Raw genomic sequence first — 25,382 nt, forward strand, 5'->3', positions numbered from 1 at the left:
GATGCTCAGTTTTTGCTGCTGCGCAGCAGGGCCGGACGCTGGTCGGCCTCGGCCCATTGCGGGCCGTCGAACCAGGCATCGCCCGCGAGATAGGCGCGCAGCATCGCGAGGCCGTCGAAGCCCCAGAACAGCCGGCCGTCGACCGCATAGGCCGGCGTGCCGAACACGCCGAGCGCGATCGCGTCCGCGGTGTTGCGCTGGAGCAGGGCCTTGCTCTCGTCGCTGCCGGCATCGCGACGCGGTTGCAATTGCGCGGTGAGCGCGGCCAGCCGCGCGGGGTCGGCCGCCTCGAGGCCGCCACGCCAGACGTGGCGGAAAACGGTCTCGGCCACCAGCCGGCTCACGCGGCCGTCGTCGGAGGTGGAGAGCGCAAGCCGCAGGTGCGCGAGCGGGTTGTAGGGGTGCGAGGCCGGCATCGCGATCTCGATGCCGTGCTGGTGGCCCAGCCACAGCACGTGGCGGTAGGTCCAGCCGCGCTTGGCGGGAATCTCGGCCGGCCCGAGCTGGCCGTGCGCCTTGAGCACCGCGCCCAGCAGCACCGGCCGGTAGTCCACGCTGCAGCTCAGGCCCTCGAGCGCCTGCGGCAGCTGCTCGAACGCGAGGTAGGCATAGGGCGAGATGAAGTCCAGGTAGAAGTCGATGTGCTTCATGCGTCGATGTCTCCGATGGCCGGCGCCCGCCAGATGCCGGCCCGGGCCCGCCACTCTATCGCGCGCCAGACCTGCCGCCGCTCGTCGTCCTCCATGCGGCTCCAGCCCGCGATCTCGGGGATGGTGCGCAGGCAGCCCTCGCAGAAGCCGCTGAGCCGGTCCATGCGGCACACCGAGCTGCAGGGCGAGGGCACCGGCTCGGCCCGCTCGCGCAGGTCGGCGGCGCGGTCGGCCAGGGCCTGCGCTTCGGCGACGTTCACGCCGCGGCCACCACCACGTCGGCCACCGGTGCGCCCGTGAGCGTCTCGAGGTCGTGCGGGCGCAGCTGGAACACCGCGTGCGGATGGCCCGCGGCGGCCCAGATCTCCTCGAAGCGGAACAGCTCGCGGTCGATCAGCACCACCGGCTTGGTCACATGGCCCACGGGCGACACGCCGCCGATGGTGAAGCCGGTGCGCGCCTTCACGAAGTCGGCGTCGGCGCGGCCGGTCTTGCCGACGATCGCATCGACCTTCTTCTCGTCGACGCGCCGGTCGCCCGAGGTGATGACCAGCACCGCGACCTCGTCGCTCTTGCGCCGGAAGATGATGCTCTTGGCGATCTGGCCGACCGCGATGCCGAGCGCGTCGGCCGCCTGCTGCGCGGTGCGGCAGGCGTCGTCGAGCATGCGCGGCGCATGCGGATGGCCGGCGTCCTGGAGCACGCGCGCAACGCGCTGGACACCGTCGGGAAGGGAATGGAGTTCGGAGCCGCACATGGCTTGGGTCTTCGGAGGTTCGTGGGGGCGCGTGCCCCGCGTTGCAGGCTCCCGAGCATACGAAAAAGCCTGCGGCACCGCACCAATGCGGAGAACGCGGCACCGCCGCCGCGCCGATTCGGGTGCGATTCCGGTGCACGCGCGGGCCGCGGCCGGTCTTTTGGGGCGGCATGGATATTGCTGAACCTCGTCGCGGACCTCCCGGCCTGGGTGGGTCCGCAGTGCCTCCGCTAACGACGGCGGGGTTCGAACGAGCCGATGGCGATGAGCCGCCGGATTCGTTTGTCCATCCGATTACTCGCATCCGTTCCGTCGCGGAGGCCTCCTGCCGCTGTCGCCCGACAGCCTTGGTGGCCCGCCCTCGAGGACCGGCTGCCCCCGCAGGACCTCAGCATGAAAATCGCAGTCATCGGCCACGGCATGGTCGGCCACAAGTTCCTCGAGCAGCTCCATGCGCTCGGCATTCCCGGCGCGGAAGTCACCGTCCTGTGCGAGGAGCCCCGGCCGGCCTACGACCGGGTGCACCTGTCCGAATTCTTCGCGGGCAAGACGGCCGAAGACCTCTCGCTGGTCGAGCCCGGCTTCTTCGAGCGCAGCGGCTTCACGCTGCGCCTGGCCGCGCGCGCGGTGACGGTCGAGCGCCGCAACAACACCGTCACCACGGCCGACGGCGAGGTCGTGGGCTACGACAAGCTGGTGCTGGCCACCGGCTCCTTCCCCTTCGTGCCCGCGGTACCCGGGCGCGACCGGCCCAACTGCTTCGTCTACCGCACCATCGAGGACCTCGAGGCGATGAAGGAATGCGGCGCGCGCTCGCGCAGCGGCGTGGTGGTGGGCGGCGGCCTGCTCGGCCTCGAATGCGCGAAGGCACTGCGCGACATGGGCCTCGAGACCCACGTGGTGGAGTTCGCGCCGCGGCTGATGGCGGTGCAGGTCGACGAAGGCGGCGGCCGCGCGCTGCGCGAGAGCATCGAGGCGCTGGGCCTGCACGTGCACACCGGCCGCAACACGGTGGAGATCGTCGACGGCGCCGCCGCGCGCCACCGCATGGTGTTCGCCGACGGCAGCTACCTCGAGACCGACATGATCGTGTTCTCGGCCGGCATCCGCCCGCGCGACGAGCTCGCGCGCCAGTGCCTGCTGGCCGTGGGTCCGCGCGGCGGCGTGGCGGTCGACGACCACTGCCGCACCAGCGACCGCAACGTCTACGCGATCGGCGAATGCGCCTCGTGGAACGAGCAGACCTTCGGCCTGGTCGCGCCCGGCTACGACATGGCGCGCGTGGCGGCGCGCCACATCGCGGGCGAGCAGGAAGCCGCCTTCACCGGCGCCGACATGAGCACCAAGCTCAAGCTGATGGGCGTGGACGTGGCGAGCATCGGCGATGCGCACGGCAGGACGCCGAAGTCGCGCGCCTACCAGTTCATCGACGAGCGCAAGAAGGTCTACAAGAAGATCGTCGTCAGCGAGGACGGCAAGCTGCTGCTCGGCGCGGTGCTGGTGGGCGATGCCGCCGAATACGGCACCCTGCTGCAGATGGCGCTCAACGGCATCGCGCTGCCCGAGGACCCCGAATTCCTGATCCTGCCCTCGAGCGACGGCAAGGCCAAGCCGGGCCTGGGCGTCGAGGCCCTGCCCGACAGCGCACAGATCTGCTCGTGCAACGACGTCAGCAAGGGCCGGATCTGCGAGGCCGTGGGCCAGGGCGCCTGCACCCCGGCCGCGATGAAGGCCTGCACCAAGGCCGGCGCCACCTGCGGCGGCTGCGTGCCGCTGGTCACGCAGGTCATGAAGATGGAGATGGCCAGGCGCGGCATGGCCGTCGACAACCACCTCTGCGAGCACTTCCCCTATTCGCGCCAGGAGCTCTACCACCTGATCCGCGTGGGCGAGATCCGCAGCTTCGCCGACCTGCTCGCCAGGCACGGCAAGGGCCTGGGCTGCGACATCTGCAAGCCCGTGGCCGCGAGCATCTTCGCCTCGTGCTGGAACGAGTTCGTGCTCAAGAAGGACCTGGCCGCGCTGCAGGACAGCAACGACTACTTCCTCGGCAACATCCAGAAGGACGGCACCTATTCGGTGGTGCCGCGCATGCCGGGCGGCGAGGTCACGCCCGACGGGCTGATCGCGGTCGGCCAGGTGGCGAAGAAGTACGGCCTCTACACCAAGATCACCGGCGGCGCGCGCGTGGACATGTTCGGCGCGCGCGTCGAGCAGTTGCCCGCGATCTGGGAGGAACTGATCGCGGCCGGCTTCGAGTCGGGCCATGCCTACGGCAAGTCGCTGCGCACGGTGAAGAGCTGCGTCGGCTCGACCTGGTGCCGCTACGGCGTGGACGACAGCGTGGGCCTCGCGGTCGAGCTCGAGAACCGCTACAAGGGCCTGCGCGCGCCGCACAAGATCAAGTTCGGCGTCTCGGGCTGCACGCGCGAATGCGCCGAGGCGCAGGGCAAGGACGTGGGCGTGATCGCCACCGACAAGGGCTGGAACCTCTACGTCTGCGGCAACGGCGGCATGAAGCCGCGCCATGCCGAGCTGCTCGCGAGCGACCTGTCGAAGGCCGAGCTGATCCGCCTGATCGACCGCTTCCTGATGTTCTACGTGCGCACCGCCGACCGGCTGCAGCGCACCAGCACCTGGCGCGAGAGTCTCGAGGGCGGCCTCGACTACCTCAAGGGCGTGCTGCTGCAGGACACGCTGGGCCTGCACGCCGAGCTCGAGGCCCAGATGCAGGCCGTGGTCGACACCTACCAGTGCGAGTGGAAGACCGCCGTCAACGACCCGGCCACGCGCCAGCGCTTCCGCTCCTTCGTCAACAGCGACAAGCCCGACGAGCACATCGTGTTCGTGAGCGAGCGCGGCCAGAAGCGGCCGGCACGCGCCGAGGAGCGCAGCGAGGCGGCCGACGTCTCGATGGCCTGAAGCACAACGAAAGAGGAAGCCCCATGACCCAGCAAGACCTGCACTGGACCGCCGTGTGCGCGGCCACCGACATCCTGCCCGACACCGGCGTGTGCGCGCTGGTCGAGGGCGTGCACGTGGCGATCTTCCGCGTCGGCCGGGAGGCCACGCTCTACGCCATCGACAACGTCGACCCGAAGGCCGGCGCCAGCGTGCTCTCGCGCGGGCTGGTCGGCAGCCTCGGCGACCGCGTCGTGGTCGCCTCGCCGCTCTACAAGAACCACTTCGACCTGCGCAGCGGCGAATGCCTCGAGGCGCCCGAGCACTCGGTGCGCGCGCATGCGGTGCGCGAGCACGAGGGCCGCGTGCTGGTCGCGCTGGCCTGAGCCTCATCCCCCTTCTTCCCCGGCATTTCATTTCTCCCCAAGGATCCCCATGGCCTATCTAGCCCCCGCCGAGTTCGTCACCAAGATGGTCGATGCCGGCGAATCCAAGCTGCTCATGTCCACGCGCGACACGCTGATCCGTTCGTTCATGGCCGGCGCCATCCTCGCGCTGGCCGCGGCCTTCGCGGTCAGCATCACGGTCAACACCGGCAATGCGCTGGTCGGCGCGATGCTGTTCCCGGTCGGCTTCATCATGCTGTACCTGCTGGGCTTCGACCTGCTGACCGGCGTCTTCACGCTGGCGCCGCTCGCCGTGCTCGACAAGCGCCCCGGCGCCACCTGGGGCGGCGTGATGCGCAACTGGGGCCTGGTGTTCGTCGGCAACTTCGCGGGCGCGCTCACGGTCGCGGTGTTCATGGCGATCATCTTCACCTTCGGCTTCAGCGAGGCGCCCAACGCCATCGGCGAGCGGCTCGGCCACATCGGCGAGGGCCGCACGGTCGGCTATTCCGCGCACGGCGCGGCCGGCATGCTGACGCTGTTCATCCGCGGCGTGATGTGCAACTGGATGGTGTCGACCGGCGTGGTCGCGGCCATGATGTCGACCACCGTCTCGGGCAAGGCGATCGGCATGTGGATGCCGGTGATGATCTTCTTCTACATGGGCTTCGAGCATTCCATCGTCAACATGTTCCTGTTCCCCACCGGCCTGATGCTCGGCGGCAAGTTCACGCTGATGGACTACCTGATCTGGAACGAGCTGCCCACGGTGATCGGCAACCTGGTCGGCGGCCTGAGCTTCGTCGGCCTCACGCTCTACGCCACGCACTACAAGACGGCGCCCAAGCGCGTCGCGGGCTGATCGCGCGCCCATGGCCGCCGGGCGCCCGCCGCGCGTCACGCTGGGCCAGCACTCGCTGGCCGGCGTCGGGTCGGCGGTCAACCAGGACTTCCATGGCGCGATGCTGCCCGAGGGGTCGCTGCGCGCCGCCAAGGGCATCGCGCTCGCGCTGGCCGACGGCATCGGCTCGAGCCGCGTGAGCCAGGTCGCGAGTGCGGCCGCCGTGCGCGGCTTCCTCGAGGACTACTACGCCACCTCCGACGCCTGGTCGGTGCGCCGCGCGGCGCAGCGCGTGCTGGGCGCCACCAATTCCTGGCTGCATGCGCAGACCATGCGCAGCGACGCGCGCTTCGACAAGGACAGCGGCTACGTCTGCACCTTCAGCGCGCTGATCCTCAAGGGCCGTGAGCTGCACCTGCTGCACGTGGGCGATGCGCGCATCTACCGCGTGCACGCGAGCGCGCTCGAGCAGCTCACCGACGACCACCGCGTGCATGTCTCGTCGGTGGAGTCGTACCTGGGCCGCGCGCTGGGCGCGGGCCCCAACGTCGAGATCGACTACCGCTGCTGGGAGGCCGAGGCCGGCGAGGTCTACCTGCTGGCCACCGACGGCGCGCATGCGCACCTCGATGCCGCCGCCGTCAACGACGCACTGGCGCGCTGCGCCGGCGACCTCGACGCGGCCGCACTGCGCCTGGTGCAGATCGCCCGCGCGCGCGGCGGCCAGGACGATGCCACCGTGCAGTTGCTGCGCATCGACGAGCTGCCCGCGCCCGATGCGCCGGCGCGGCCGCTCGAGCGCGAAGGGCTCGCGCTGCCGCCAGCGCTGGCGCCGCGCGACCGCTTCGAGGGCTTCACGCTGGTGCGCGAGATCCACCTGAGTTCGCGCAGCCATCTCTACCTCGCCACCGACGACGCCAGCGGCCGCCCCGCGGTGCTGAAGCTGCCCTCGGTGGACCTGCGCGAGGACGCCGCCTACCTCGACCGCTTCGTGCTCGAGGAATGGGTGGCGCGGCGCATCGACAGCCCGCACGTGCTCAAGGCCTGGCCGCTGGAACGCACGCGCGGCCACCTGTTCGTGGCGATGGAATACGTGGAGGGCCAGACGCTCGCACAGTGGATGGTCGACCATCCGCGGCCCTCGCTCGACAGCGTGCGCGCCATCGTCGCGCAGCTCGCGCGCGGCCTGCAGGCGATGCACGGCAAGGAGATGCTGCACCAGGACCTGCGGCCCGAGAACGCGATGATCGACCGCGCGGGCACGGTCAAGCTGATCGACCTGGGCGCCACCCACGTGGCCGGGCTCGACGACGGCGGCGGCGAGCCGCGCGCGCTCGCGATCGAGGGCACGCTGCAGTACACCGCGCCCGAGTACTTCACGGGCCAGGGCGGCACGGCGCGCTCCGACCTGTTCTCGCTGGCCGTGATCGCCTACCGCATGCTGAGCGGGCAACTGCCCTACGGGCTGCAGGCTTCGCGCATCCGCAGCGCGGCCGATGCCCATCGCCTGCGCTACGTGCCGCTGCGCCAGTTCCGGCCCGAGCTGCCGGCCTGGGTCGACGCGGTGCTGCAGAAGGCGCTGCATCCGCAGCCCGCGAAGCGGCAGCAGGCGGTGTCGGAGTTCGCGCACGACCTGCGGTCACCGGGCGCCGAGTTCCTGCGCGCGCGAATCCCGGCGCTGATCGAGCGCCGGCCGGTGCTGTTCTGGCAATGCACCACGGTGCTGCTGGCCGTGGCGGTGGTGGTGTTGCTCGGTCTGCGCGCCTTCGGGCGCTGACGGCGCTCAGCCCGCGCGCTTGGTGCGGATCGCCTTCGAGGCGCGCGAGTTCGGCTCGCGACCCAGCGCCTCGCTGATGTAGACGCCGGCGTCGATCAGCTTGTCGAGATCGATGCCGGTCTCGATGCCCATGCCGTGCAGCATGTAGACCACGTCCTCGGTCGCCACGTTGCCGGTCGCGCCCTTGGCATAGGGGCAGCCGCCGAGGCCGGCCGAGGAGGACTGGAAGTTCCACACGCCCAGCTCGAGCGCCGCCAGCGTGTTGACCAGCGCCTGCCCGTAGGTGTCGTGGAAGTGGCCGGAGATGGCGTCGACGCCGAAGTGGGCCAGCGTGGCCTCCATCGCCGCCTGCACCTTGCGCGGCGTGCCCACGCCGATGGTGTCGGCCACGTCGACGCGCTGCACGCCGATGCCCTTCATCAGCTGCGCGAGGTAGCCGACCTTGGCCGGGGCGATCTCGCCTTCGTAGGGGCAGCCGACCGTGCACGACATCGCGCCGCGCACGCGGATGCCCTTGTCGAGCGCCGCGGCCACCACGGGCGCGAAGCGCTCGATGCTCTCGGCAATCGAGCAGTTGATGTTCTTCTGGCTGAAGGCCTCGCTGGCGGCGCCGAACACCACGATCTCGTCGGGCCATTCCTCGCGCGGCGCGGCGATGGCGGCCTCGAAGCCCTTCAGGTTGGGCGTGAGCACCGAGTAGCGCACGCCGGGCTTGCGCTTTATGCCGTGCATCACCTCGGCGTTGTCGGCCATCTGCGGCACCCACTTCGGGCTCACGAAGCTGGTGACCTCGATCTCCTCGAGGCCGGCGTCCTGCAGCCGGTGCACCAGGCCGATCTTGGTCTCGGCCGAAACCGGCTGCTTCTCGTTCTGCAGCCCGTCGCGCGGGCCGACGTCGACGATCTGGACGCGGGTGGGGAGTTTCATGGCTTGTCTCTGGTGTCGCGGGAGGATGGAAAAGCAAAATCCATTGTCCGGCAGATGGGCCCGGCCTGCCTGGTACACAAGGCGCGGAAGGTAGCAATGCGCGCCACAGCGGTTGCAAATGGTGCCAGTCGTTGGCTAGCCGTCGCTGCGCTCGAGCATGCTGGTGCGGAACGCCATCTTGCGCACGATGGCCGCGAAGGCGCGCGTGGGCGCCGCCTCGCGCGCCTTCGGTGCCCACAGCATGCCGGGCGTGCGCACCGGCGTCGGGCTCTCGAGCCGCACGGTCGCGAGCCCCGAGTTCGGCAGCACCGCATTGGCCGAGACGATGGCCGCGAGCCGCGTCTTCGCCACCAGGCCCATGATCGGCGCCAGCGTGTTGATCTCGGCCACCACCTGCGGCTCGGCGCCGCAGGAGCGGAAGCACTCGTCGAGCATCTGCCGCGTGGCGAAGCTCGCGGGCAAGAGCGCCATCGGCAGCCGGTGCAGCTCGACCATGCGCAGCCGCTTGCGCCGCGCCAGCGGATGGCCGTGCGCCACCACCAGCACCATCTCCTCGTTGTAGAGCGGCTCGAACTGCAGCGGCCCGGGCTGGGCCGGGCGGTAGGCGATGCCGAGGTCGAGCGTGCCCTGCTGCAGCCGCTGGCCGATCAGGTCGGCCGCGAGCTCGTCGACCCTCACGCGCACGCGCGGATAGCGCTGCTGGAAGCCCGCGATGCAGTCGGGAATGAAGCCGAGGTTGAAGGTGTGGGTGGAGCCGATGCGCAGCTCGCCGGCCGCCTCCTGCGGGTCCTCGCGCAGCGCGCCGAGGCCGCGGTCGATCTCCTGCAGCGCGCGCGTGGCGTGGTGCAGGAAGGCCTCGCCGGCCTCGGTCAGCGCCACGCGCTTGCCGATGCGGTCGAACAGCGGCCGGCCCAGCTCCTCCTCGAGCTGCTTGATCTGGTGCGACAGCGTGGACTGCGTGACGTGCAGCCGCTCGGCCGCGCGCGTGAAGTTGAGCGAGCCGGCCAGGGCGCTGAAGTAGCGCAGGTGCCGCAGTTCCATGGAGGCCTTCCGTTGCGTCGAACGATCGATGCCGTCGATGGTATCCATGCAAAACCATCATTGTTAAAAAACGGGCCGCCTGCATAGAGTTCGCTCCCATCCCGCGAGGGCATGACACGACACGACAGCAGGAGACACACGAGTGCACAAGGTCCTCAGCGGCATCAAGGTGCTGGAGCAAGGCACGTTCATCACCGGGCCGGCGGCCGGCATGTTCCTGGCCGACCTCGGCGCCGAGGTGGTCAAGGTGGAGCAGCCCGGCAGCGGCGATCCGTTCCGTTCGTTCCGCGGCGGGCTCTACAGCCCGCACTTCCAGACCTACAACCGCAACAAGCGCAGCGTCACGCTCAACCCCAAGCTGGCCGAGGACGCGGCGGTGTTCGATGAGCTGGTGAAGGACTCGGACGTCTACATCCAGAACTTCCGCCCCGGCGCGGCCGAGCGGCTGGGCGCGGGCGAGACGCGGCTGCGCGAACTCAATCCGCGGCTGATCTACTGCGCCATCAGCGGCTTCGGCCAGACCGGCCCGGCCGCGGCGCGCCCGGCCTACGACACGGTGGCGCAGGCGGCCAGCGCCTTCCTCAAGCTGCTGGTGAACCCGGCCAATCCGCGCGTGGTGGGCCCGGCCGTGGCCGACGCGATGACCGGCTTCTACGCGGCCTACGGCGTGCTCGGCGCGCTGGTCGAGCGCGGGCGCACCGGCCAGGGCCGCAAGGTCGAGGTCTCGATGCTCGAGGCCATGTGCCACTTCAACCTCGACGCCTTCACGCACTACTTCTCCGAGAACGAGATCATGGGTCCGTTCAGCCGGCCCAGCGTCTCGCAGTCGTACGTGCTCGAGTGCGCCGACGGCCTGTGGATCGCGCTGCACATGTCCTCGCCCGAGAAGTTCTGGCAGGGCCTGGCCAACGCGATCGAGCGGCCCGAGCTGTTCCAGGACGCCCGCTTCGCCACGCGCGAGGGCCGCATCGCGCACCAGAACGACCTGATCGCGCTGCTCGACGGCCTGTTCCGCGCGCGCACGCGCGCCGACTGGTGCGCGCGGCTCGAGGCCGAGGACGTGCCGCATGCGCCCATGTACGACACGCGCGAGGCCATGGAGGACCCGCAGGCGCGCCACCTGCAGCTCGAGGTCAGCGCGCCCCATCCCGAGGGCGGCGACTGGCGCACCATCCGCTCGCCCGTGAGCTTCGACGGCGCGCGCGCGCTCGAGGTCACGGCGCCGCCGGTGCTGGGCGCCGACAACGCGGCGATCGTCGAACCCATACGCCGGCGCCTGCGGCAGCGCTGACGCATTCCCACCCCAGAAGAAAAGAACGGAGACAAGCCCCATGACCCCATCGAACGCCGACGAACTGACCCGGGCCGCGCTGCAGCGCCTGGACGGCGCGGCCGACCCGCGCTTCGCGCGCATCATGCAGTCGCTGATCGAGCACCTGCATGCCTTCATCCGCGAGGTCGACCTGCAGCCCGACGAATGGATGGCCGGCATCGAGTTCCTGACCGCCGTCGGCCAGGCCTGCGACGACAAGCGCCAGGAGTTCATCCTGCTGTCGGACACGCTGGGCGCGTCGATGATGGTGGTGATGCTCGACCAGCTGCGCGCCGCCGCGCGCGCCGGCAGGAACGGCGAGGCGCTGCCCGCGACCGAGACCACCGAGGCCACCGTGCAGGGCCCCTACTACTGGGATGGCGCGCCCGAGCTGCCGCTGGGCGCCGACATCGCGCCGGGCGTGCGCGGCGAACCGGCCTTCTACAGCGGCCGCGTCAGCGACACGCGCGGCGAGCCGCTCGCGAACGCGCTGCTCGACATCTGGTCGGGCGACGGCGAAGGCGTCTACGACATGCAGGTCGAGGGCGCGGGCATGGCGGCGCGCGCGCGCATCCGCACCGATGCCGAGGGCCGCTACTGGTTCTGGTCGATCAAGCCCTCGTACTACCCGGTGCCGGTCGACGGCCCGGTCGGCCGCATGCTCGACGGCATGGGCCGCCATCCGAACCGGCCCGGCCACATCCACATGAAGGTGGCGGCCGAGGGCCACGTGCCGGTGACCACGCACCTGTTCGTCGCGGGCAGCCCCTACATCGACTCCGACGCGGTGTTCGGCGTGCGGCCCAGCCTCGTCGTCGACTTCGAGGCCCATGCGCCGGGCCGCGCGCCCGACGGCCGCGCGCTCGAGCAGCCGTACTGGTCCGCGCACTACGACTTCCATCTGCAACCCGCCACCGCGAACACCCTCCCATGAAAATCGGCAAATCCACCGTCCCGCGCACCGCCATCTGCACCTCGGACGAACACACCATCGTCGTGCGCGGCCAGGACCTCTGCCGCGACCTGATCGGCCGCGTCTCGTTCTCGGACTACTTCTTCCTGCTGCTCACCGGCCGCCGTCCCGATGCCGCCTGCAGCGCGGTGCTCGACGCCACGCTGGTGGCGATCGCCGAGCACGGCCTGGTGCCCAGCGTGCAAGCCAGCCGCATGACCTTCGCGGCCGCGCCCGATGCGCTGCAGGGCGCGGTGGCCGCGGGCATCCTGGGCTGCGGCTCGGTGATCCTCGGCGCCTCGGAGACCGCGGGCCGGCTGTTCGCCGGCGTGGCGGCGCGCGTCGACGCGGGCGAGGCGCTCGACGCCGTGGCGGCCGACACCATCCGCGCACTGAAGGAAGGCCGCCAGGCCATCCCCGGCTACGGCCATCCGCTGCACAAGGCCAACGATCCGCGCGTGGACCGGCTGATCGAGGTCGCGACCGAGGCCAGCGCCGACCTGCGCTACGTGCAGATCGCGCAGGCGCTCGAACGCGCCATCCCCGCCATCGTGGGCCGCGAACTGCGCATGAACGTCTCGGCCGCGATCCCGGCCGTGCTGCTGGGCGTGGGCTTCCCGGTGGCCTCGCTGCGCGGCGTGCCGATCCTCGCGCGCACCGCGGGACTGATCGCGCACCTGGCCGAGGAGGCCGAGACGCCGAGCGGCTTCGCGCTGTCCTACCAGGCCACGCGCGAGCTGCAGTACGAGGGCGAGCTGCCCGCCGGCTTCGGGAGCGCGGCATGAAGCGCCGCCTGCTGCTGGCCGGCGCGCTGCTGGCCACGGGCGCGGCGCTCGCGCAGGCGCCGGGCGCGGCACGGCCGCTGAAGATCGTCGTGCCCTTCGGTGCCGGCACCTCGACCGACATCGTCGGCCGCATCCTGGCCGACGCGCTGGGCCGCCAGCTCGGCACCGGCGCGATCGTCGAGAACAAGCCCGGCGCGGGCGGCGCCATCGGCAGCGAGCAGGTCGCGCGCGCCGGCGCCGACGGCCAGACCCTGCTGCTGGGCACGGTCGGCACGCACGCCATCAACCCCTCGCTCTACAAGCGGCTGAGCTACCAGCCGCTGCGCGACTTCGTGCCGCTGGGCTTCATCGGCGCCACGCCCACGCTGCTGGTGGTGCCCGCCGGCTCGCCGTGGAAGCGCGTGGCCGACCTGGGCAACGCGAGCGGCAACGTGAACTTCGCCTCGGCCGGCAACGGCACCTCGGGCCACCTGGCCGGCGAGCTGCTCAACGTGCGGCTCGGCAAGAGCTTCATGCACGTGCCCTACCGCGACGGCGCGCAGGCCATGACCGAGCTGATGGCCGGCAACGTGCAGTTCATGTTCTATCACCCGGCCGCGGTGCTGCCGCAGGTGCGCGCGGGCAAGCTGCGCGCGATCGGCGCCTCGGGCGCGAAGCGCAGCGCCGCCGCGCCCGAGGTGCCCACGCTGATGGAACAGGGCGTGAAGGACTTCGACCTCGTCGCCTGGTTCATGTTGTACGCGCCCGCCGGCATGCCCGCCGCGCAGCGCGACCGGCTGCGCGAGGCCACGCGCCAGGTGCTGGCCCAGCCCGAGGTGCGCGAGAAGCTCGCGCAGCAGGGCATCGAGCAGGCCGAGATGAATGCCGACCAGCTCGACGCCTTCGCGCGCACCGAGATCGCCAAGTGGGGCGAGGCGGTGCAGCGCTCGGGCGCGCAGGTCGATTGATCGGTTCGATAAAAAAAGAGCGGAACCTCCCGCGACAGGAGACAGACATGCGCACCCGATTCCAATGGCTGGCCGGCCTCTTCCTCGCCCTGGCCTGCAGTCTCGCCCTGGCCCAGGGCACGGCCTGGCCCGGCAAGCCGATCCGCATCGTGGTGGGCTTCGCGCCCGGCACGCCGCCGGACATCTTCGCGCGGCTCTACGGCGACTACATGGGCAAGCAGCTCGGCGTGCCGGTGGTGATCGACAACAAGCCGGGCACGGCCGGCAACCTCGCCTCCGACACCGTGGCCAAGGCGCCGCCCGACGGCTACACCTTCCTCTACAACCTCTCGACCGCGTTCACGATCAACCCCTACATCTACGCCAGGCTGCCCTTCGATCCGCAGAAGGACCTGGTGCCGGTCGCCACCACGATGCGGCAGGGACTGGTGCTGATCGCGAGCCCGAAGCTGCCCGCGAAGTCGATCAAGGAACTGCTGGCCGCCGCGAAGGCGAAGCCGGGCTCGATCTCGCATGCCTCCTACGGCGCGGGCAGTCCCTCGCACCTGATCGTGGAATGGCTCAAGGACGAGACCGGCACCGACATGCTGCACGTGCCCTACCGAGCGAGCCCGGTGGCCGACGTGATCGGCGGCCAGGTCGACACGGTGATGGAGCCGATCGCCACCGGCTATCCGCTGATCAGCAGCGGCCGCGTGCAGGCGCTGGCCTATTCGGGCCCGAGCCGGCATCCGTCCATGCCCGAGGTGCCCACGCTCGCCGAGGTGGTGCCGGGCCTCACGATGACCTCGTGGCACGGCCTTTGGGCGCCGGCCGCGACGCCGGCGGCGATCCAGCAGCGCTTCAACGCCGTGATGATCGAGGCCAGCAAGGACCCCGATCTCGCGAAGCGCATCCGCGAGCTCAACAGCGAGCCGCTGGGACTCACGCAGGCCGAGATGGCCGCGGCGCTGCGGCGCGACGCGGAGATCTACAGCCGCATCGTGAAGGCGAAGAACATCCGCGTCGACTGACGCTCAGTAGGACTTCGGCAGCCCGAGCGCCTTCTCGGCGATGAAGTTCAGGATCATCTGCGGGCTCACGGGCGCGATGCGCGGGATGTAGCTCTCGCGCAGCAGCCGCTCGACGTGGTATTCCTTCGCATAGCCCATGCCGCCGAGCGTGAGCACCGCGTTCTGGCAGGCGTCGTGCGCGGCCTCGGCCGCGAGGTACTTGGCGGCATTGGCCTCGATGCCGCAGGGCTCGCCCGCGTCGTAGAGCGTGGCGGCCTTGAGCATCATCAGGTCGGCCGCCTCGAGGTTGGCCCAGGCGCGCGCGAGCGGATGCGCCACGCCCTGGTTCTGGCCGATCGGCCGGCCGAACACCACGCGCTCCTGCGCGTACTGCGAGGCGATGCGCAGCGCCGCGCGGCCGATGCCGATGGCTTCCGCCGCGATCAGGATGCGCTCGGGATTGAGCCCGTGCAGGATGTATTCGAAGCCCCGGCCCTCCTCGCCGATGCGGTCCTCCTCCGGCACCTCGAGCCCGTCGATGAACAGCATGTTCGAGTCGACCGCCGCGCGGCCCAGCTTGTGGATCTCGCGCACCTCGACCTTGCCGCGGTCGAGCGCGGTGTAGAACAGCGTGAGGCCCTGCGTGGGCTTCTTCACCTGCTCGAGCGGCGTGGTGCGCGCGAGGATCAGCATGCGGTCGGCCACCTGCGCGGTCGAGATCCAGATCTTGCGGCCGTGCAGCCGGTAGCCGCCGTCGGCCTGGCGCAACGCCTGCGTCTTCAGCCGCGTGGTGTCGAGCCCCGCGTCGGGCTCGGTCACGGCGAAGCAGGCCTTCTCGCGGCCCGCGATCAGCGGCGGCAGGAAGCGCTGGCGCTGCGCCTCGCTGCCGAACACCACCACCGGGTTGAGGCCGAAGATGTTCATGTGCACCGACGACGCGCCCGACATGCCCGCGCCCGAGGCGCTGATGGCGCGCATCATCAGCGCCGCCTCGACGATGCCCAGGCCCGCGCCGCCCTGCGCCTCGGGCATGGCGATGCCGAGCCAGCCGCTCGCGGCCACGGCGCGGTGGAACTCGTGCGGAAACTCGGCGCGGTCGTCGTGCTCGCGCCAGTACTCGGCGGGGAAGTCTTCGCACAGCCGTTCGATGGCCGCGACCAGCGAGCGCTGGTCGTCATTGAGGGAGAAATTCATTCGCTGTCCTTCGCGGGATCCGGTTGCAGGGTGACGCCGCGCGCGAGCAGCCCGGCGATCGCGTCCTCGGCATAGCCGGCCTCGCGCAGCAGCTCCACGCTCTGCTCGCCGATGCGCGGCGCCGGGCGGCGGATCGAGGCCGGCGTGGCGCCGTAGCGGCCGACCGGCGCGAGCGTGCGGATGCGGCCCTCGCTCGGATGGTCGAGCTCGGGGAAGAAGCCGACGGCGCGCAGGTGCGGATCGTCGAGCAGGCTCTCGGTGCTGTGCAGCCGCGCGACCGGGATGTCGGCCGCCTCGAGCAGCGCGATCCATTCCTCGCTGCCGCGCGTGGCCATCACCTCGGCCACGAACGCATAGACCGCGCCGATGTTCGCGGCGCGCGCGGTGTGGGTGCCGAACATCGGCGAGTCGCGCAGCTCGGGCCGGCCGATCAATGCGAAGAAGGCCTGCCAGTGCTTGTCGTTGTAGATCAGCACGCCGAGGTGGCCGTCGGCCGTGGCGTAGGGCTTGCGGTGCGCGGCCAGCAGGCGCGCGTAGCCGGTGGGGCCCAGCGGCGGCTCGAAGCTGTGGCCGCCGAGGTGGTCGCCCATCACGAACTGCGACAGCGCCTCGAACATCGGCACCTCGACCGCCTGGCCGCGCCCCGTGCGCTGCGCATGCAGCACGGCCGCGAGCAACGCGATCGCGGCCTGCAGGCCCACCGCGCGGTCGGCCAGGGTCACGGGCGCGTAGCGCGGCTCGCCGCCGCTTTGCTGCGCGAACAGCGAGGCCACGCCGGCCGCGCCCTGGATCAGGTCGTCGTAGGCGGGCTTGCCGGCATAGGGGCCGTCTTCTCCATAGCCGAAGGCGCCGAGGTAGACGATCTTCGGGTTGACCGCGGCCACCGCCTCGTAGCCCAGGCCGAGCCGCGCCATCGCCTGCGGCCGCGTGTTGTAGATCAGCGCGTCGCAGCCGGCCGCGAGCCGCAGGCAGGCCTCGCGGCCCTCGGGCTGCTTGAGGTCGAGCACGATCGAGCGCTTGTTGCGGTTGAGGTGCAGCGCCATCGCGCCCATGCCCGCATGGCGCATCGGGCCGACGGCGCGCAGGTTGTCGCCGCCGGGCGGCTCGACCTTGATCACGTCGGCGCCGAGGTCGCCGAGGGTCTGCGTGGCATAGGGCCCCATCACCACCGCCGTGAGGTCGAGGATGCGGATGCCCTGCAGCGGGCCGGTGGCGGCGGGCGACTCGCTCATTCGGGCTGGATCCCCGCGGCCTGGATCAGCTTCTTCCACTTCGCGAGTTCCGCCACCGTGAACGCGCCCAGTTCCTCGGGCGTGCTGCCGAAGGCATCGAAGCCCAGCTTGCTCACGCGCTCGCGGAAGGCCGCGCCGTTGGCCATCGCCGCGAGCACCTTGTTGAGCTTCTGCACCACGTCGCGCGGCGTGCCGGCCGGCGCGAACACGCCGTTCCACGAGGTGATGTCGAAGCCCTTGAGCTCGGGCGTGTCGGCCAGCGGCGGCAGCTCGGGAAAGAGCTGGGTGCGCTCCTGCGTGGTGACCGCGATCGCGCGCATCTTGCCGGCCTTCACCGTCGCCAGGCCGGCCGCGAGGTCGACCACCATCATCGACACCTGCCCGCCGATCAGGTCGGCGATGGCCGGCGGCGTGCTCTTGTAGGGCACGTGCAGCATCGGCACGCCGCTCATGCGCGAGAGCGTGGCGCCGCTCACGATGCCGGTGCTGTTGCCGCTCGCGTAGCTGAGCTTGCCCGGATGCGCGCGGCCCCAGGCCAGCAGCTCGGCCACGTTCTTCACGGGCAGCTCGTTGTTGACCACCAGCATGAACGGCAGGTTGCCCATGCGGCTCACGGGCGCGAAGTCCTTCACCGGGTCGTAGGGCAGCGACTTCATCAGGCTCGGGTTGGCCGAGTGCGTGGTGTTGGTGGTCATGAACAGCGTGTAGCCGTCGGGCGGCGCCTTGGCCACGAGCTCGGCCGCGATCACGCCGTTGGCGCCCGCGCGGTTGTCGACGATCACCGAGCCCTTGAGCGCCTCGCCGAGCATCTGCGCCGTGATGCGCGCCACCGCATCGGTGCCGCTGCCGGCCGCGAAGGGCACGATCATCTTGATCGGCTGCTTCGGATAGCCGTCCTGCGCGAAGGCCCAGGGCGCGGCGCCCACGAGGCCGGCGGCGGCGCCGATGGCAATGAAACGGCGGCGCTGCGCCACCGCGACCGGTTCTGTCGCGTTCTTCGTCTGCATGGTGGTTGTCTCCGGGTGGTTGTGGTCAGGGCCGGATCACGCGCTCCGGCGATTCCTCGTAGGGCGGGCTGTAGATCACCAGCACGCGCACCGGCTCGTCGCTCACCACCGTGAAGGTGTGCATCGCGTCGGCCGGAAAGAAACAGCTGTCGCCCGGGTGCAGCTCCTGCCGCTGCCCGCCGACCTCGGCCACCGCGCGGCCTTCGAGCAGGTAGCAGACCTGCTCGATGCCCGGGTGCGCATGCGGCAGCGCGCCCTTGCCCTTCTGGATGTGGCCCACCAGCACCTCGAGCTGCTTCGCGCCCACGGTCTCGGGGCCGATCAGCCGCTTGTTGAGCGTGCCCGTGTGGTTGGCGGGGTGGTAGCCCTCGATCTCGGCTTCGCGCACGAAATAGCGGGGGGCGGCGGCGGTCGTCATCGGGGGTTCTCCGTCTTGGGTTCGATCGCGAGGCAGGCCGAGCGCAGCATCGCGGCGATCTCCTCGATGCGTGCTTCCATGCGGTAGCGCGGGCCGGCGACCGAGATCGCATAGGCCTCGCCGCCGATGCGCAGCGGCCAGGCCAGGCCGATCAGGTCGGGAATGCTCTCGCCGAGGTTGCCGTACCAGCCGCGCGTGGCCGAGCGCTGCAGCTCGGCCTCGATCGCCTCGACCGTGGTCAGCGTGGCCTCGGTCAGCGGCGCCAGCACCATGCCCTCGAGCAGCAGGCGGCGCGCGTCGGGCGCCAGCGTGGACAGCAGCGCGCGGCCGATGGAGTTGGCGTAGGCCGGGCGCGTCTCGCCCGACTCGGCCGTGTAGCGGATGCTCTGCGGCGCGCTCAGCACCTCGAGGTAGACCACCTGGCCGGCGTCGCGGAACTTGCCGAACACCACCGTCTCGCGCGCCGCGTCGCGCAGCTCCTCGAGCGTGGCCTTCACGCGGTCGAGCACCGGGTCGTGCGCCGCGATGACCTGCGCCATCGCGAGCAGCCGGCCGGTCGGGTAGTAGCCCTGGCGCCGGCCGGTCTCGTACATGTAGCCCTGCTCCTCGAGCGTGCGGATCAGGCCCAGGCAGCTCGACACCGGCATGTCGAGCAGGCGCGCCATCTCCGAGAGCGCGAGCGGCTGCTTCTCGCGAGCGAAGAGCTCGACGATCTCGATCACCCGGAAGGCAGTTTTCACAGTCATGAAAATATTTTCATGCTTGTGAAAAATTATTGCCCCAGGGTTTCCCCTGCCCGCGGTGCATTCCGGCGGGCGACGGAAGGGGGCGCTGGCTCAGTAGCCGCGCACCGGATCGACCACGCCCGCGATCGGCAGCCCCTGCTCCATCGCGCGGATCTTCCCGGCGATCTGCGCGATCGACTCCTCGCGCAGCGTGCGCGCCGAGCCGTGCGGCGTCACGACGATTCTTGGATGGCGCCAGAAGGCATGGTCGGCCGGCAGCGGCTCGACCTGGAACACGTCGAGCGTGGCGCCCGCGAGCTGGCCGCCGTCGATCAATGGAATGAGGTCGTCCTCGACCAGGTGCGCGCCGCGCGCGATGCTGATCAGGTAGCCCTCGGGCCGCAGCTTGCCGAGCGTCTCGCGGTTGAGGATGCCGCGCGTGGCCTCGGTCAGCGGCAGCAGGTTGACCAGCACGCGCGTGGACGACAGGAACTCGTCGAACTGCGCCTCGCCGCTGAACACGCGCACGCCCTCGATCTGCTTGGGCGAGCGGCTCCAGCCCAGCACCGGGAACTCGAACTGCGCGACCGCCTTCGCGACCCGTTCGCCGAGCACGCCCAGGCCCATGATGCCGACCGGGAAGTCGCTGCGCGCCTTGGGCCGGCGGTAGCTCCACTTGCCTTCGCGCGCATCGGCCTCGTAGGCATCGAACTCGCGGAAGTGGCGGATCAGCGTGTGGCACACGTACTCGGCCATCTGCACCGACATGCCCGCGTCGTCGAGCCGCACGATGCGCGTGCCGGTTGGAATGCGGAGCTTGAGCAGCGCGTCGACGCCGGCGCCGATGTTGAAGATGCCGCGCAGCGCGGGCTGCTCGTCGATGAACTGCTGCGGCGGCGCCCACACGACCGCATGGTCGGCCTGCGGCGCGCCGGGGCGCCAGGCTTCGATCTCGGCGTCGGGCAGTTCGGCCTTCAGGCCTTCGATCCAGGGGTCGGGACGGTTGTCGGTGAGGTAGACGGTGATTCGCATGGAGCGAATCTTAGGCGCGCACGGCGAACGTCGCCGTCGCCGAGGCGGCCCGCGTCACCACTCGCGCCATTCCTCTGTGATGTCCTCGCCCTCGGTCTCCAGGCCCGCATGGCTCGCGGCCGCGATGATCAGCTCGCACAGGTCCTCGCGCTGGTCGGTCTCGATCAGGCTGCCCTCGCTGTCCTCGTTGAGGCGGTTGAGCTGCAGCACCACGCGCTCGACGGCCGCGAGGATCGCGGCGTCGCGCTTCGCCTCCGAGGCCTCGTCGATCGCCGTCAGCGTCGCGAGGTACTCGTCGACGATCTCGGCGCAGCGGTCGACCTCGGCCTGCGTGTAGCCGGGATCGAATTCGGGATCGTGGTCCGGGTCCTCCTCGTCGTTGCGCATGTAGTCGACCATGCTCGCGAGGGTCTTGTCCTTCAGGGCTTGCAGTTCGGGTGTCATGGTTGCGTCACTCGGTGGGTCCAGGGGTCGTACCGATGGCGACAGCCCACGCCTTGTGTGCCCATGCGCCATCTCCTATGCTCGATCGTTCAATCCGGAGACCCTACCCATGATCAAAGTCAGTGTGATGTACCCCTACACCGAAGGCGCCCGCTTCGACCACGACTACTACCGCGACAAGCACATGCCCCTGCTGAAGGCGCGCATGGGCGATGCCTGCAAGTCCTACACCATCGACAAGGGCCTGGCCGGCGGCGCGCCCGGCGCCAAGCCCACCTACGTCGGCATGTGCCACGTGTTCTGCGATTCCGTCGAGGCCTTCCAGGGTGCCTTCGGCCCGCATGCCAAGGAGATCCTCGGCGATGTGAGGAACTACACCGACATCGCGCCGGTGATGCAGATCAGCGAGGTGGTGGTCGGCTGAACGGCCGCCCACGCACCCTCGCTTCCCTCGCGCCGGTGCCGCCGCCTCAGGCGGCCCTGGCCTGGCGCCGGCGCAGCCACAGCCGGCGCACGCCCCACAGCACGGGCACCAGCAACAGCAGCCACGGCAGCACCGCCGCCACGAAAGTGATCAGGCTGCCCACGCTCTCGGCCAGCACGCGGCCCGCGTTGCGCAGGGCCTGCGTCATCGGGTTGTAGCTCTCGCCGCCGCCGACCAGCGCGCGCACTGTCGTGAACTGGATCTGGATGTGCTGCTTGCTGGTCTGCTGCTGCAGCACCTTGCGCTGCGTCGCCGAGGCATCGAGCTCGGCCTGGGTGTCGGCCAGCGTGCGCTGGATCTGCAGCAGGTCGGCCATGGTGCGCTTGGTGGTGGTGTCGCGCAGCATGACGCGCAGGCTGTCGCGGAACTCGGTGCGGTTCTTGATGCGCGCCTCGACGTCGATCACCTCGGCGGTCTTGTCCTCGCTGGTGGTGTTGTGCGCCACCACCTTCGCCACGCCCGCGAGGCCAGCCAGCAGCTTCTCGACGTCGGCCGGCTCCACGCGCATCTCGAGCGTGGCATTGCCGGCCTGCTGCGGCGTCTCGCGCAGCAGCGAGGACGACAGCAGCTCGCAGCGCAGGGTGCCGCAGAGGTCGCGCACCTTGCCCCAGGATTCGGCGAGCTGGTCGGGCGCGACCTCGACGTTGAGGTCCTGGCGGATCGCGAGGTAGCGCTGCAGCGGCGCGCTCTCGCCCGCCTGCTTCCCGGCCTGCTGGTCGAGCGACATCGCGGCGGGCGCGGGCGGTGCCGGCTCGGCCATGCGCATGCGCCTGGACTCCATCGCGCCGCCGGCCGCGTAGTTGCCCGTGGGCCGGGCCACGGCGGCATCGACCTCCGAGGCCCCGTCGCGCCGCTCGCAGGCGCCGAGCGTCAGGGCCGCGGCCAGCGCGAGCAGCAGCATGCGGGGGCGGGCGCCGAGGCGCTGGAAGGGAGAGAACGAGGAAGGCTGCGGCTGGCGATGCGTCATGAAGAATCCTTCAAGAGAAGTGGGCATCGCGGTGATACGGCCTGTGGGCGGCGCCGGGGTTAAAACCGGCGCCGCCATCTGGTAACAGCTTGCAAGCCCCGTGACCGGGGCCGCGGATTCAGGCCGTCTTGGCCATGCGCAGCAGCTCGTCCCCCTCGGCCACCTGCTCGCCCGGCGCGAACAGCAGCTCCTCGACCGTGCCGTCGGCCGGCGCGGCGATGGTGTGCTCCATCTTCATCGCCTCCATCACCGCCAGCGGCTGGCCGCGACTGACCTTGTCGCCGGCCTTGACCGCGAAGGACACGACCTTGCCCGGCATCGGTGCCGTGAGGCGACCGCCCTCGGCCTGCGTGTCGCCGGCATGGGCGAGGCGGTCGATGGCGGTGATGCGGGTCGCGCCGTCCGCGGCGAAGACATGGGCCGTGGCATCGTCGAGATAGACGTCGAGCGTCTGGCGCTGGCCCGCGAACTCGAGCTCGATCTCGCCCGTGGGCAGGCGGCCGACGACCAGCGGACCGACCACGCCGCCGGCCTCGAGCCACAGGCTGCCGTCGCGCTTGTAGGTCAGCAGCGCGCTCTGCTCGGCGCCGCGGAATTCGAAGTCGAAGCGGCGCGTGTACTCGCCGAGCGCGCGCCAGCCGTCGCGGCGCGCGAAGGGGTCGATGCTGCCGGCCGGCGCCGCGGCGAGCGCGGTGCGCGCCACGGCCGCGGCCGCCGCCAGCGGCAGGCCCAGGGTCTCGCGGTCGAACAGCACGGCGCGCTCGCGCTCGATCAGCGCGGTGTCGAGGTTGGCCTTCGAGAACGACTCGGTGGCCAGCACGCCGCGCAGGAACTGCACGTTGGTCGCCACGCCCACGATGTGGGTCTGCGCCAGTGCCGCGTCGAGCCGCGCGAGCGCCTCGTCGCGCGTGGCGCCGTGCACGATCAGCTTGGCGATCATCGAGTCGTAGAAGGGCGAGATCTCGCCGCCCTCGCGCACGCCGTCGTCGATGCGCACGCGGCTGCGCTGGAAGGCCGTGGCCTGCGGCTTGCGGTAGATGCGCAGGGTGCCGGTGGCGGGCAGGAAGTTGTTGTCGGGGTTCTCGGCGCAGATGCGCGCCTCGATCGCATGGCCGTGGATCCGCAGCTCGGACTGCTGCGCGGGCAGCGTGCCGCCCGCGGCGACGCGCAGTTGCCATTCGACGAGGTCGAGGCCGGTGATGGCTTCGGTCACCGGGTGTTCGACCTGCAGGCGGGTGTTCATCTCCATGAAGAAGAAGTTCATCTCGCCGCCGTCGCGCTGCTCCACGATGAATTCCACCGTGCCCGCGCCCACGTAGTCCACGGCGCGCGCCGCGGCCACCGCGGCCTCGCCCATCTGCTGGCGCATCGCCTCGGTCATGCCGGGCGCGGGCGCTTCCTCGAGTACCTTCTGGTGACGCCGTTGCACCGAGCAGTCGCGCTCGAACAGGTAGACGTAGTTGCCGTGGCTGTCGCCGAAGACCTGGATCTCGATGTGGCGCGGGCGCTGCACGTACTTCTCGATCAGCACCGCGTCGTCGCCGAAGCTGTTGATGGCCTCGCGCTTGCACGAGGCCAGCGCGGCCTCGAAGTCGGCCGCCTTGTCGACCGCGCGCATGCCCTTGCCGCCACCGCCCGCGCTGGCCTTGATCAGCACCGGGTAGCCGATGCGGTCGGCCTCGCGCTGCAGCAGCGCCGGGTCCTGGTCGTGGCCGTGGTAGCCGGGCACCAGCGGCACGCCGGCCTTCTCCATCAGCTGCTTCGACTCGGCCTTCAGGCCCATGGCCTTGATCGCCGAGGGCGGCGGGCCGATGAAGACCAGGCCGGCGTCGGCGCAGGCCTGCGCGAACTCCTCGTTCTCGCTGAGGAAGCCGTAGCCCGGATGCACCGCCTCGGCGCCCGTGGCCTTGGCGGCCTCGAGGATCTTCTCCCAGCGCAGGTAGCTGTCCTTCGGCGCGCTGCCGCCCAGGTGCACAGACTCGTCGCAGGCGCGCACGTGGTTGGCATGCGCGTCGGCATCGGAGTACACGGCGACCGTGCGGATCGCCATGCGGCGCGCGGTGGCGGCGACGCGGCAGGCGATCTCGCCACGGTTCGCAATCAGGATCTTCTTAAACATTGGACGAGTCTCCCGGAGGATTCTTTTTCAGTTGAAACGCGGGCACGACGCCCGGATCGGGCCGGCCGCTGAAGATGCGGGCGACGCGGGAGAACAGCGCCCTGAGGAAGCGCCAGCTCTTGCGGATCAGCCACACGCTCGCGACCAGCACGAGCACGAACAGCACGAGGAAGACGAAGGGATGCGCCACGGCCAGCCACAGGCCCGCGGGCACCATGGTGTCCTCGACCAGCGAGGCGCCCACGTTCGAGAACGGTTCGGGCGAGGTGTTGATGGCCGCGCGCGTGGTGGCCTTGGCCGCATGCGCGGTGGCCGCGAAGCCGCCGCCGAGCAGCGCCGCCACCAGCGCCATCGCGCCATGGTCGACGCCGAACACGCTGGCCGCGAGCGCCGCGCCCGCGGGGATGCGGATCGCGGTGTGGACCACGTCCCAGAGCGAATCGAGCCCCGGGATCTTGTCGGCGAAGAACTCGACGAACACCATGAAGCCGCTGGCCGCGATCACCACTGGATGCGCGAGCAGCTGCAGCCCGCCCGGCAGCGGCACCCAGCCGAGGTAGCCGACCAGGCCCGTGAGCAACACCACCAGGTACAGCCGCACGCCGCTGGCCCAGCCGATGGCGGCGGCCAGGGCGAGCAGCTGGGGCATGTCGAGCGCGGTCATGGGATGAAGGAGCCGGTCAGGACGACGCGCCCGCGAGCCAGGACGGCTTGCGCTTCTGCAGGAAGGCCTGCACGCCCTCGCGGCCCTCGTCGCTGGCGCGGATGTCGGCGATGCCCTCGACCGTCTTCGCGATCAGCGCATCGTCGATCTCGCGGCCCGCCACGTCGGCCACCAGCTGCTTGCAGGCGCGCACGGCGGCCGGGCTCGCGCCGGTCAGCGCCTTCAGCAGCTCGTCGACCTTGGCATCGAGCGCATCGGCCGCCACCACCTCGTGCACAAAGCCGATGCGGTGCGCCTCGGCGGCGCCGAAGCGCTCGGCCGTGAGGAAGTAGCGCTGCGAGGCGCGCGTGCCCATGGCGCGCAGCACGTAGGGGCTGATGGTGGCGGGCACCAGGCCGATCTTGACCTCGCTCAGGCAGTACCAGGCGCTGTCCACGCTCACGGCCATGTCGCAGGCCGCGACCAGCCCCATGCCACCCGCGTAGACGTCGCCCTGCACGCGCGCGATGGTCGGCTTCGGGCACTCGGCGATGGTGCGCAGCATGGCGGCGAGCTTGCCGGCGTCGGCGATGTTCTCGTCGCGGCTGTAGTCGGCCATGCGGCGCATCCAGTTGAGGTTGGCGCCGGCGCAGAAGGCCGGGCCGTTGGCGCCCAGCACGATGGCCTTGACCTGCGCCGCCGCGCCGGCCTCGGTGAAGGCCCGCGTCAGCTCGGCGATGACCACGTCGTCGAAGGCGTTGCGTGCCTCGGGCTGGTCGAGCCAGATGCGCGCGACGGTGCCGTCGATCGTGAGTTGCAGCTTGGTGAAGTCGCTCATGCCGCGTTCCT

At 70.7% G+C, this 25,382-nt stretch carries 26 protein-coding genes; 10 read left to right on the forward strand and 16 right to left on the reverse strand.

The genetic code is table 11. The annotated features are described in order from the left end of the window. Positions 1 to 5 precede the first annotated feature (5 nt). Genes ACODT0_RS07515 through ACODT0_RS07525 form a run of 3 tightly spaced genes read right to left on the reverse strand, consistent with a single transcriptional unit; the run spans position 6 to position 1,407 of the window. Complete coding sequence (locus ACODT0_RS07515) at positions 6 to 650, reverse strand: 2-hydroxychromene-2-carboxylate isomerase (protein WP_479670911.1); 645 nt, start codon at positions 648 to 650, stop codon at positions 6 to 8. Beyond that, positions 647 to 910: a DUF1289 domain-containing protein gene (locus ACODT0_RS07520; protein WP_057590724.1), complete on the reverse strand. Its 264-nt coding sequence runs from the start codon at positions 908 to 910 to the stop codon at positions 647 to 649. Before ACODT0_RS07520 ends, ACODT0_RS07515 begins: the two co-directional genes overlap by 4 nt. After that, entirely contained in the window at positions 907 to 1,407 is a 501-nt protein-coding gene (locus ACODT0_RS07525) for a YbaK/EbsC family protein (protein WP_057590723.1), read from the reverse strand. The genes ACODT0_RS07520 and ACODT0_RS07525 overlap by 4 nt, the downstream gene beginning before the upstream one ends. Positions 1,408 to 1,800: 393 nt before the next feature. Between ACODT0_RS07525 and nirB the strand changes: the two genes are divergently transcribed. From nirB to ACODT0_RS07545, 4 genes are read left to right on the forward strand one after another with little or no spacing between them, the layout of a single operon-like run. Then, the gene (nirB, locus tag ACODT0_RS07530) at positions 1,801 to 4,329 is read left to right on the forward strand and encodes a nitrite reductase large subunit NirB (protein ID WP_489040979.1); all 2,529 of its coding nucleotides are present in this window, start codon (positions 1,801 to 1,803) and stop codon (positions 4,327 to 4,329) included. Between the two features lie 23 nt (positions 4,330 to 4,352). After that, entirely contained in the window at positions 4,353 to 4,694 is a 342-nt protein-coding gene (gene nirD / locus ACODT0_RS07535; protein WP_057590721.1) for a nitrite reductase small subunit NirD, read from the forward strand. A gap of 49 nt (positions 4,695 to 4,743) precedes the next feature. Next, positions 4,744 to 5,556 carry a formate/nitrite transporter family protein gene (locus ACODT0_RS07540; RefSeq protein ID WP_057590720.1) on the forward strand — a complete coding sequence of 271 codons (813 nt, stop codon included), beginning with the start codon at positions 4,744 to 4,746 and terminating at the stop codon, positions 5,554 to 5,556. 10 nt (positions 5,557 to 5,566) lie between these two features. After that, entirely contained in the window at positions 5,567 to 7,312 is a 1,746-nt protein-coding gene (locus tag ACODT0_RS07545) for a bifunctional protein-serine/threonine kinase/phosphatase (RefSeq protein ID WP_489040980.1), read from the forward strand. 6 nt (positions 7,313 to 7,318) lie between these two features. On the opposite strand, the gene ACODT0_RS07550 is transcribed toward ACODT0_RS07545, so the two are convergent. Beyond that, positions 7,319 to 8,239, reverse strand: a complete 921-nt coding sequence (locus ACODT0_RS07550; protein ID WP_057590718.1) for a hydroxymethylglutaryl-CoA lyase — start codon at positions 8,237 to 8,239, stop codon at positions 7,319 to 7,321. 135 nt (positions 8,240 to 8,374) lie between these two features. Next, complete coding sequence (locus tag ACODT0_RS07555; protein ID WP_057590789.1) at positions 8,375 to 9,280, reverse strand: LysR substrate-binding domain-containing protein; 906 nt, start codon at positions 9,278 to 9,280, stop codon at positions 8,375 to 8,377. Positions 9,281 to 9,422: 142 nt separating this feature from the next. Here ACODT0_RS07555 and ACODT0_RS07560 point away from each other — a divergent pair, with 142 nt between their 5' ends. Genes ACODT0_RS07560 through ACODT0_RS07580 form a run of 5 tightly spaced genes read left to right on the forward strand, consistent with a single transcriptional unit; the run spans position 9,423 to position 14,289 of the window. Further along, a complete protein-coding gene (locus tag ACODT0_RS07560) occupies positions 9,423 to 10,571 on the forward strand; it encodes a CaiB/BaiF CoA transferase family protein (protein ID WP_489040981.1) in 1,149 nt (382 codons plus the stop codon). A gap of 40 nt (positions 10,572 to 10,611) precedes the next feature. Next, complete coding sequence (locus ACODT0_RS07565; RefSeq protein ID WP_057590716.1) at positions 10,612 to 11,526, forward strand: dioxygenase family protein; 915 nt, start codon at positions 10,612 to 10,614, stop codon at positions 11,524 to 11,526. Further along, positions 11,523 to 12,329 carry a citryl-CoA lyase gene (locus tag ACODT0_RS07570; protein WP_489040982.1) on the forward strand — a complete coding sequence of 269 codons (807 nt, stop codon included), beginning with the start codon at positions 11,523 to 11,525 and terminating at the stop codon, positions 12,327 to 12,329. Before ACODT0_RS07565 ends, ACODT0_RS07570 begins: the two co-directional genes overlap by 4 nt. Beyond that, positions 12,326 to 13,276 carry a Bug family tripartite tricarboxylate transporter substrate binding protein gene (locus ACODT0_RS07575; protein ID WP_057590714.1) on the forward strand — a complete coding sequence of 317 codons (951 nt, stop codon included), beginning with the start codon at positions 12,326 to 12,328 and terminating at the stop codon, positions 13,274 to 13,276. The genes ACODT0_RS07570 and ACODT0_RS07575 overlap by 4 nt, the downstream gene beginning before the upstream one ends. 47 nt (positions 13,277 to 13,323) lie before the next feature. Beyond that, entirely contained in the window at positions 13,324 to 14,289 is a 966-nt protein-coding gene (locus ACODT0_RS07580; protein ID WP_489040983.1) for a Bug family tripartite tricarboxylate transporter substrate binding protein, read from the forward strand. 3 nt (positions 14,290 to 14,292) lie between these two features. Here ACODT0_RS07580 and ACODT0_RS07585 read toward each other — a convergent pair whose 3' ends face one another. The 7 genes from ACODT0_RS07585 to ACODT0_RS07615 all read right to left on the reverse strand — a co-directional run bounded on the left by ACODT0_RS07585 (position 14,293) and on the right by ACODT0_RS07615 (position 20,320). Next, a complete protein-coding gene (locus tag ACODT0_RS07585; RefSeq protein WP_489040984.1) occupies positions 14,293 to 15,462 on the reverse strand; it encodes an acyl-CoA dehydrogenase family protein in 1,170 nt (389 codons plus the stop codon). Next, positions 15,459 to 16,694 carry a CaiB/BaiF CoA transferase family protein gene (locus ACODT0_RS07590; protein WP_431510542.1) on the reverse strand — a complete coding sequence of 412 codons (1,236 nt, stop codon included), beginning with the start codon at positions 16,692 to 16,694 and terminating at the stop codon, positions 15,459 to 15,461. Before ACODT0_RS07590 ends, ACODT0_RS07585 begins: the two co-directional genes overlap by 4 nt. Beyond that, positions 16,691 to 17,701 (reverse strand): Bug family tripartite tricarboxylate transporter substrate binding protein, encoded by a 1,011-nt coding sequence (locus ACODT0_RS07595; RefSeq protein WP_057590711.1) that lies wholly within the window; start codon positions 17,699 to 17,701, stop codon positions 16,691 to 16,693. The genes ACODT0_RS07590 and ACODT0_RS07595 overlap by 4 nt, the downstream gene beginning before the upstream one ends. 25 nt (positions 17,702 to 17,726) lie before the next feature. Then, positions 17,727 to 18,119, reverse strand: a complete 393-nt coding sequence (locus ACODT0_RS07600; RefSeq protein ID WP_057590710.1) for a cupin domain-containing protein — start codon at positions 18,117 to 18,119, stop codon at positions 17,727 to 17,729. Then, the gene (locus ACODT0_RS07605) at positions 18,116 to 18,865 is read right to left on the reverse strand and encodes an IclR family transcriptional regulator (RefSeq protein ID WP_057590709.1); all 750 of its coding nucleotides are present in this window, start codon (positions 18,863 to 18,865) and stop codon (positions 18,116 to 18,118) included. Before ACODT0_RS07605 ends, ACODT0_RS07600 begins: the two co-directional genes overlap by 4 nt. A gap of 90 nt (positions 18,866 to 18,955) precedes the next feature. Then, the gene (locus ACODT0_RS07610; RefSeq protein ID WP_479670920.1) at positions 18,956 to 19,876 is read right to left on the reverse strand and encodes a 2-hydroxyacid dehydrogenase; all 921 of its coding nucleotides are present in this window, start codon (positions 19,874 to 19,876) and stop codon (positions 18,956 to 18,958) included. A gap of 54 nt (positions 19,877 to 19,930) precedes the next feature. Then, positions 19,931 to 20,320, reverse strand: a complete 390-nt coding sequence (locus ACODT0_RS07615; RefSeq protein ID WP_057590707.1) for a hypothetical protein — start codon at positions 20,318 to 20,320, stop codon at positions 19,931 to 19,933. Positions 20,321 to 20,429: 109 nt separating this feature from the next. Between ACODT0_RS07615 and ACODT0_RS07620 the strand changes: the two genes are divergently transcribed. Continuing rightward, positions 20,430 to 20,744 (forward strand): EthD family reductase, encoded by a 315-nt coding sequence (locus ACODT0_RS07620; protein ID WP_057590706.1) that lies wholly within the window; start codon positions 20,430 to 20,432, stop codon positions 20,742 to 20,744. A 46-nt stretch (positions 20,745 to 20,790) separates the two neighbouring features. On the opposite strand, the gene ACODT0_RS07625 is transcribed toward ACODT0_RS07620, so the two are convergent. The 4 genes from ACODT0_RS07625 to ACODT0_RS07640 form a co-directional block, all read right to left on the reverse strand. After that, positions 20,791 to 21,771, reverse strand: a complete 981-nt coding sequence (locus ACODT0_RS07625; RefSeq protein ID WP_489040985.1) for a DUF4349 domain-containing protein — start codon at positions 21,769 to 21,771, stop codon at positions 20,791 to 20,793. 118 nt (positions 21,772 to 21,889) lie between these two features. Beyond that, on the reverse strand, positions 21,890 to 23,890 hold the full coding sequence (locus ACODT0_RS07630) for an acetyl/propionyl/methylcrotonyl-CoA carboxylase subunit alpha (RefSeq protein ID WP_489040986.1): 2,001 nt from the start codon (positions 23,888 to 23,890) through the stop codon (positions 21,890 to 21,892). Further along, entirely contained in the window at positions 23,883 to 24,554 is a 672-nt protein-coding gene (locus ACODT0_RS07635; protein ID WP_208510927.1) for a DUF4126 domain-containing protein, read from the reverse strand. The genes ACODT0_RS07630 and ACODT0_RS07635 overlap by 8 nt, the downstream gene beginning before the upstream one ends. A 16-nt stretch (positions 24,555 to 24,570) precedes the next feature. After that, entirely contained in the window at positions 24,571 to 25,371 is an 801-nt protein-coding gene (locus tag ACODT0_RS07640) for an enoyl-CoA hydratase/isomerase family protein (RefSeq protein ID WP_413762237.1), read from the reverse strand. Positions 25,372 to 25,382 lie beyond the last annotated feature (11 nt).

It is taken from the genome of Variovorax sp. FG153, from assembly GCF_057809595.1.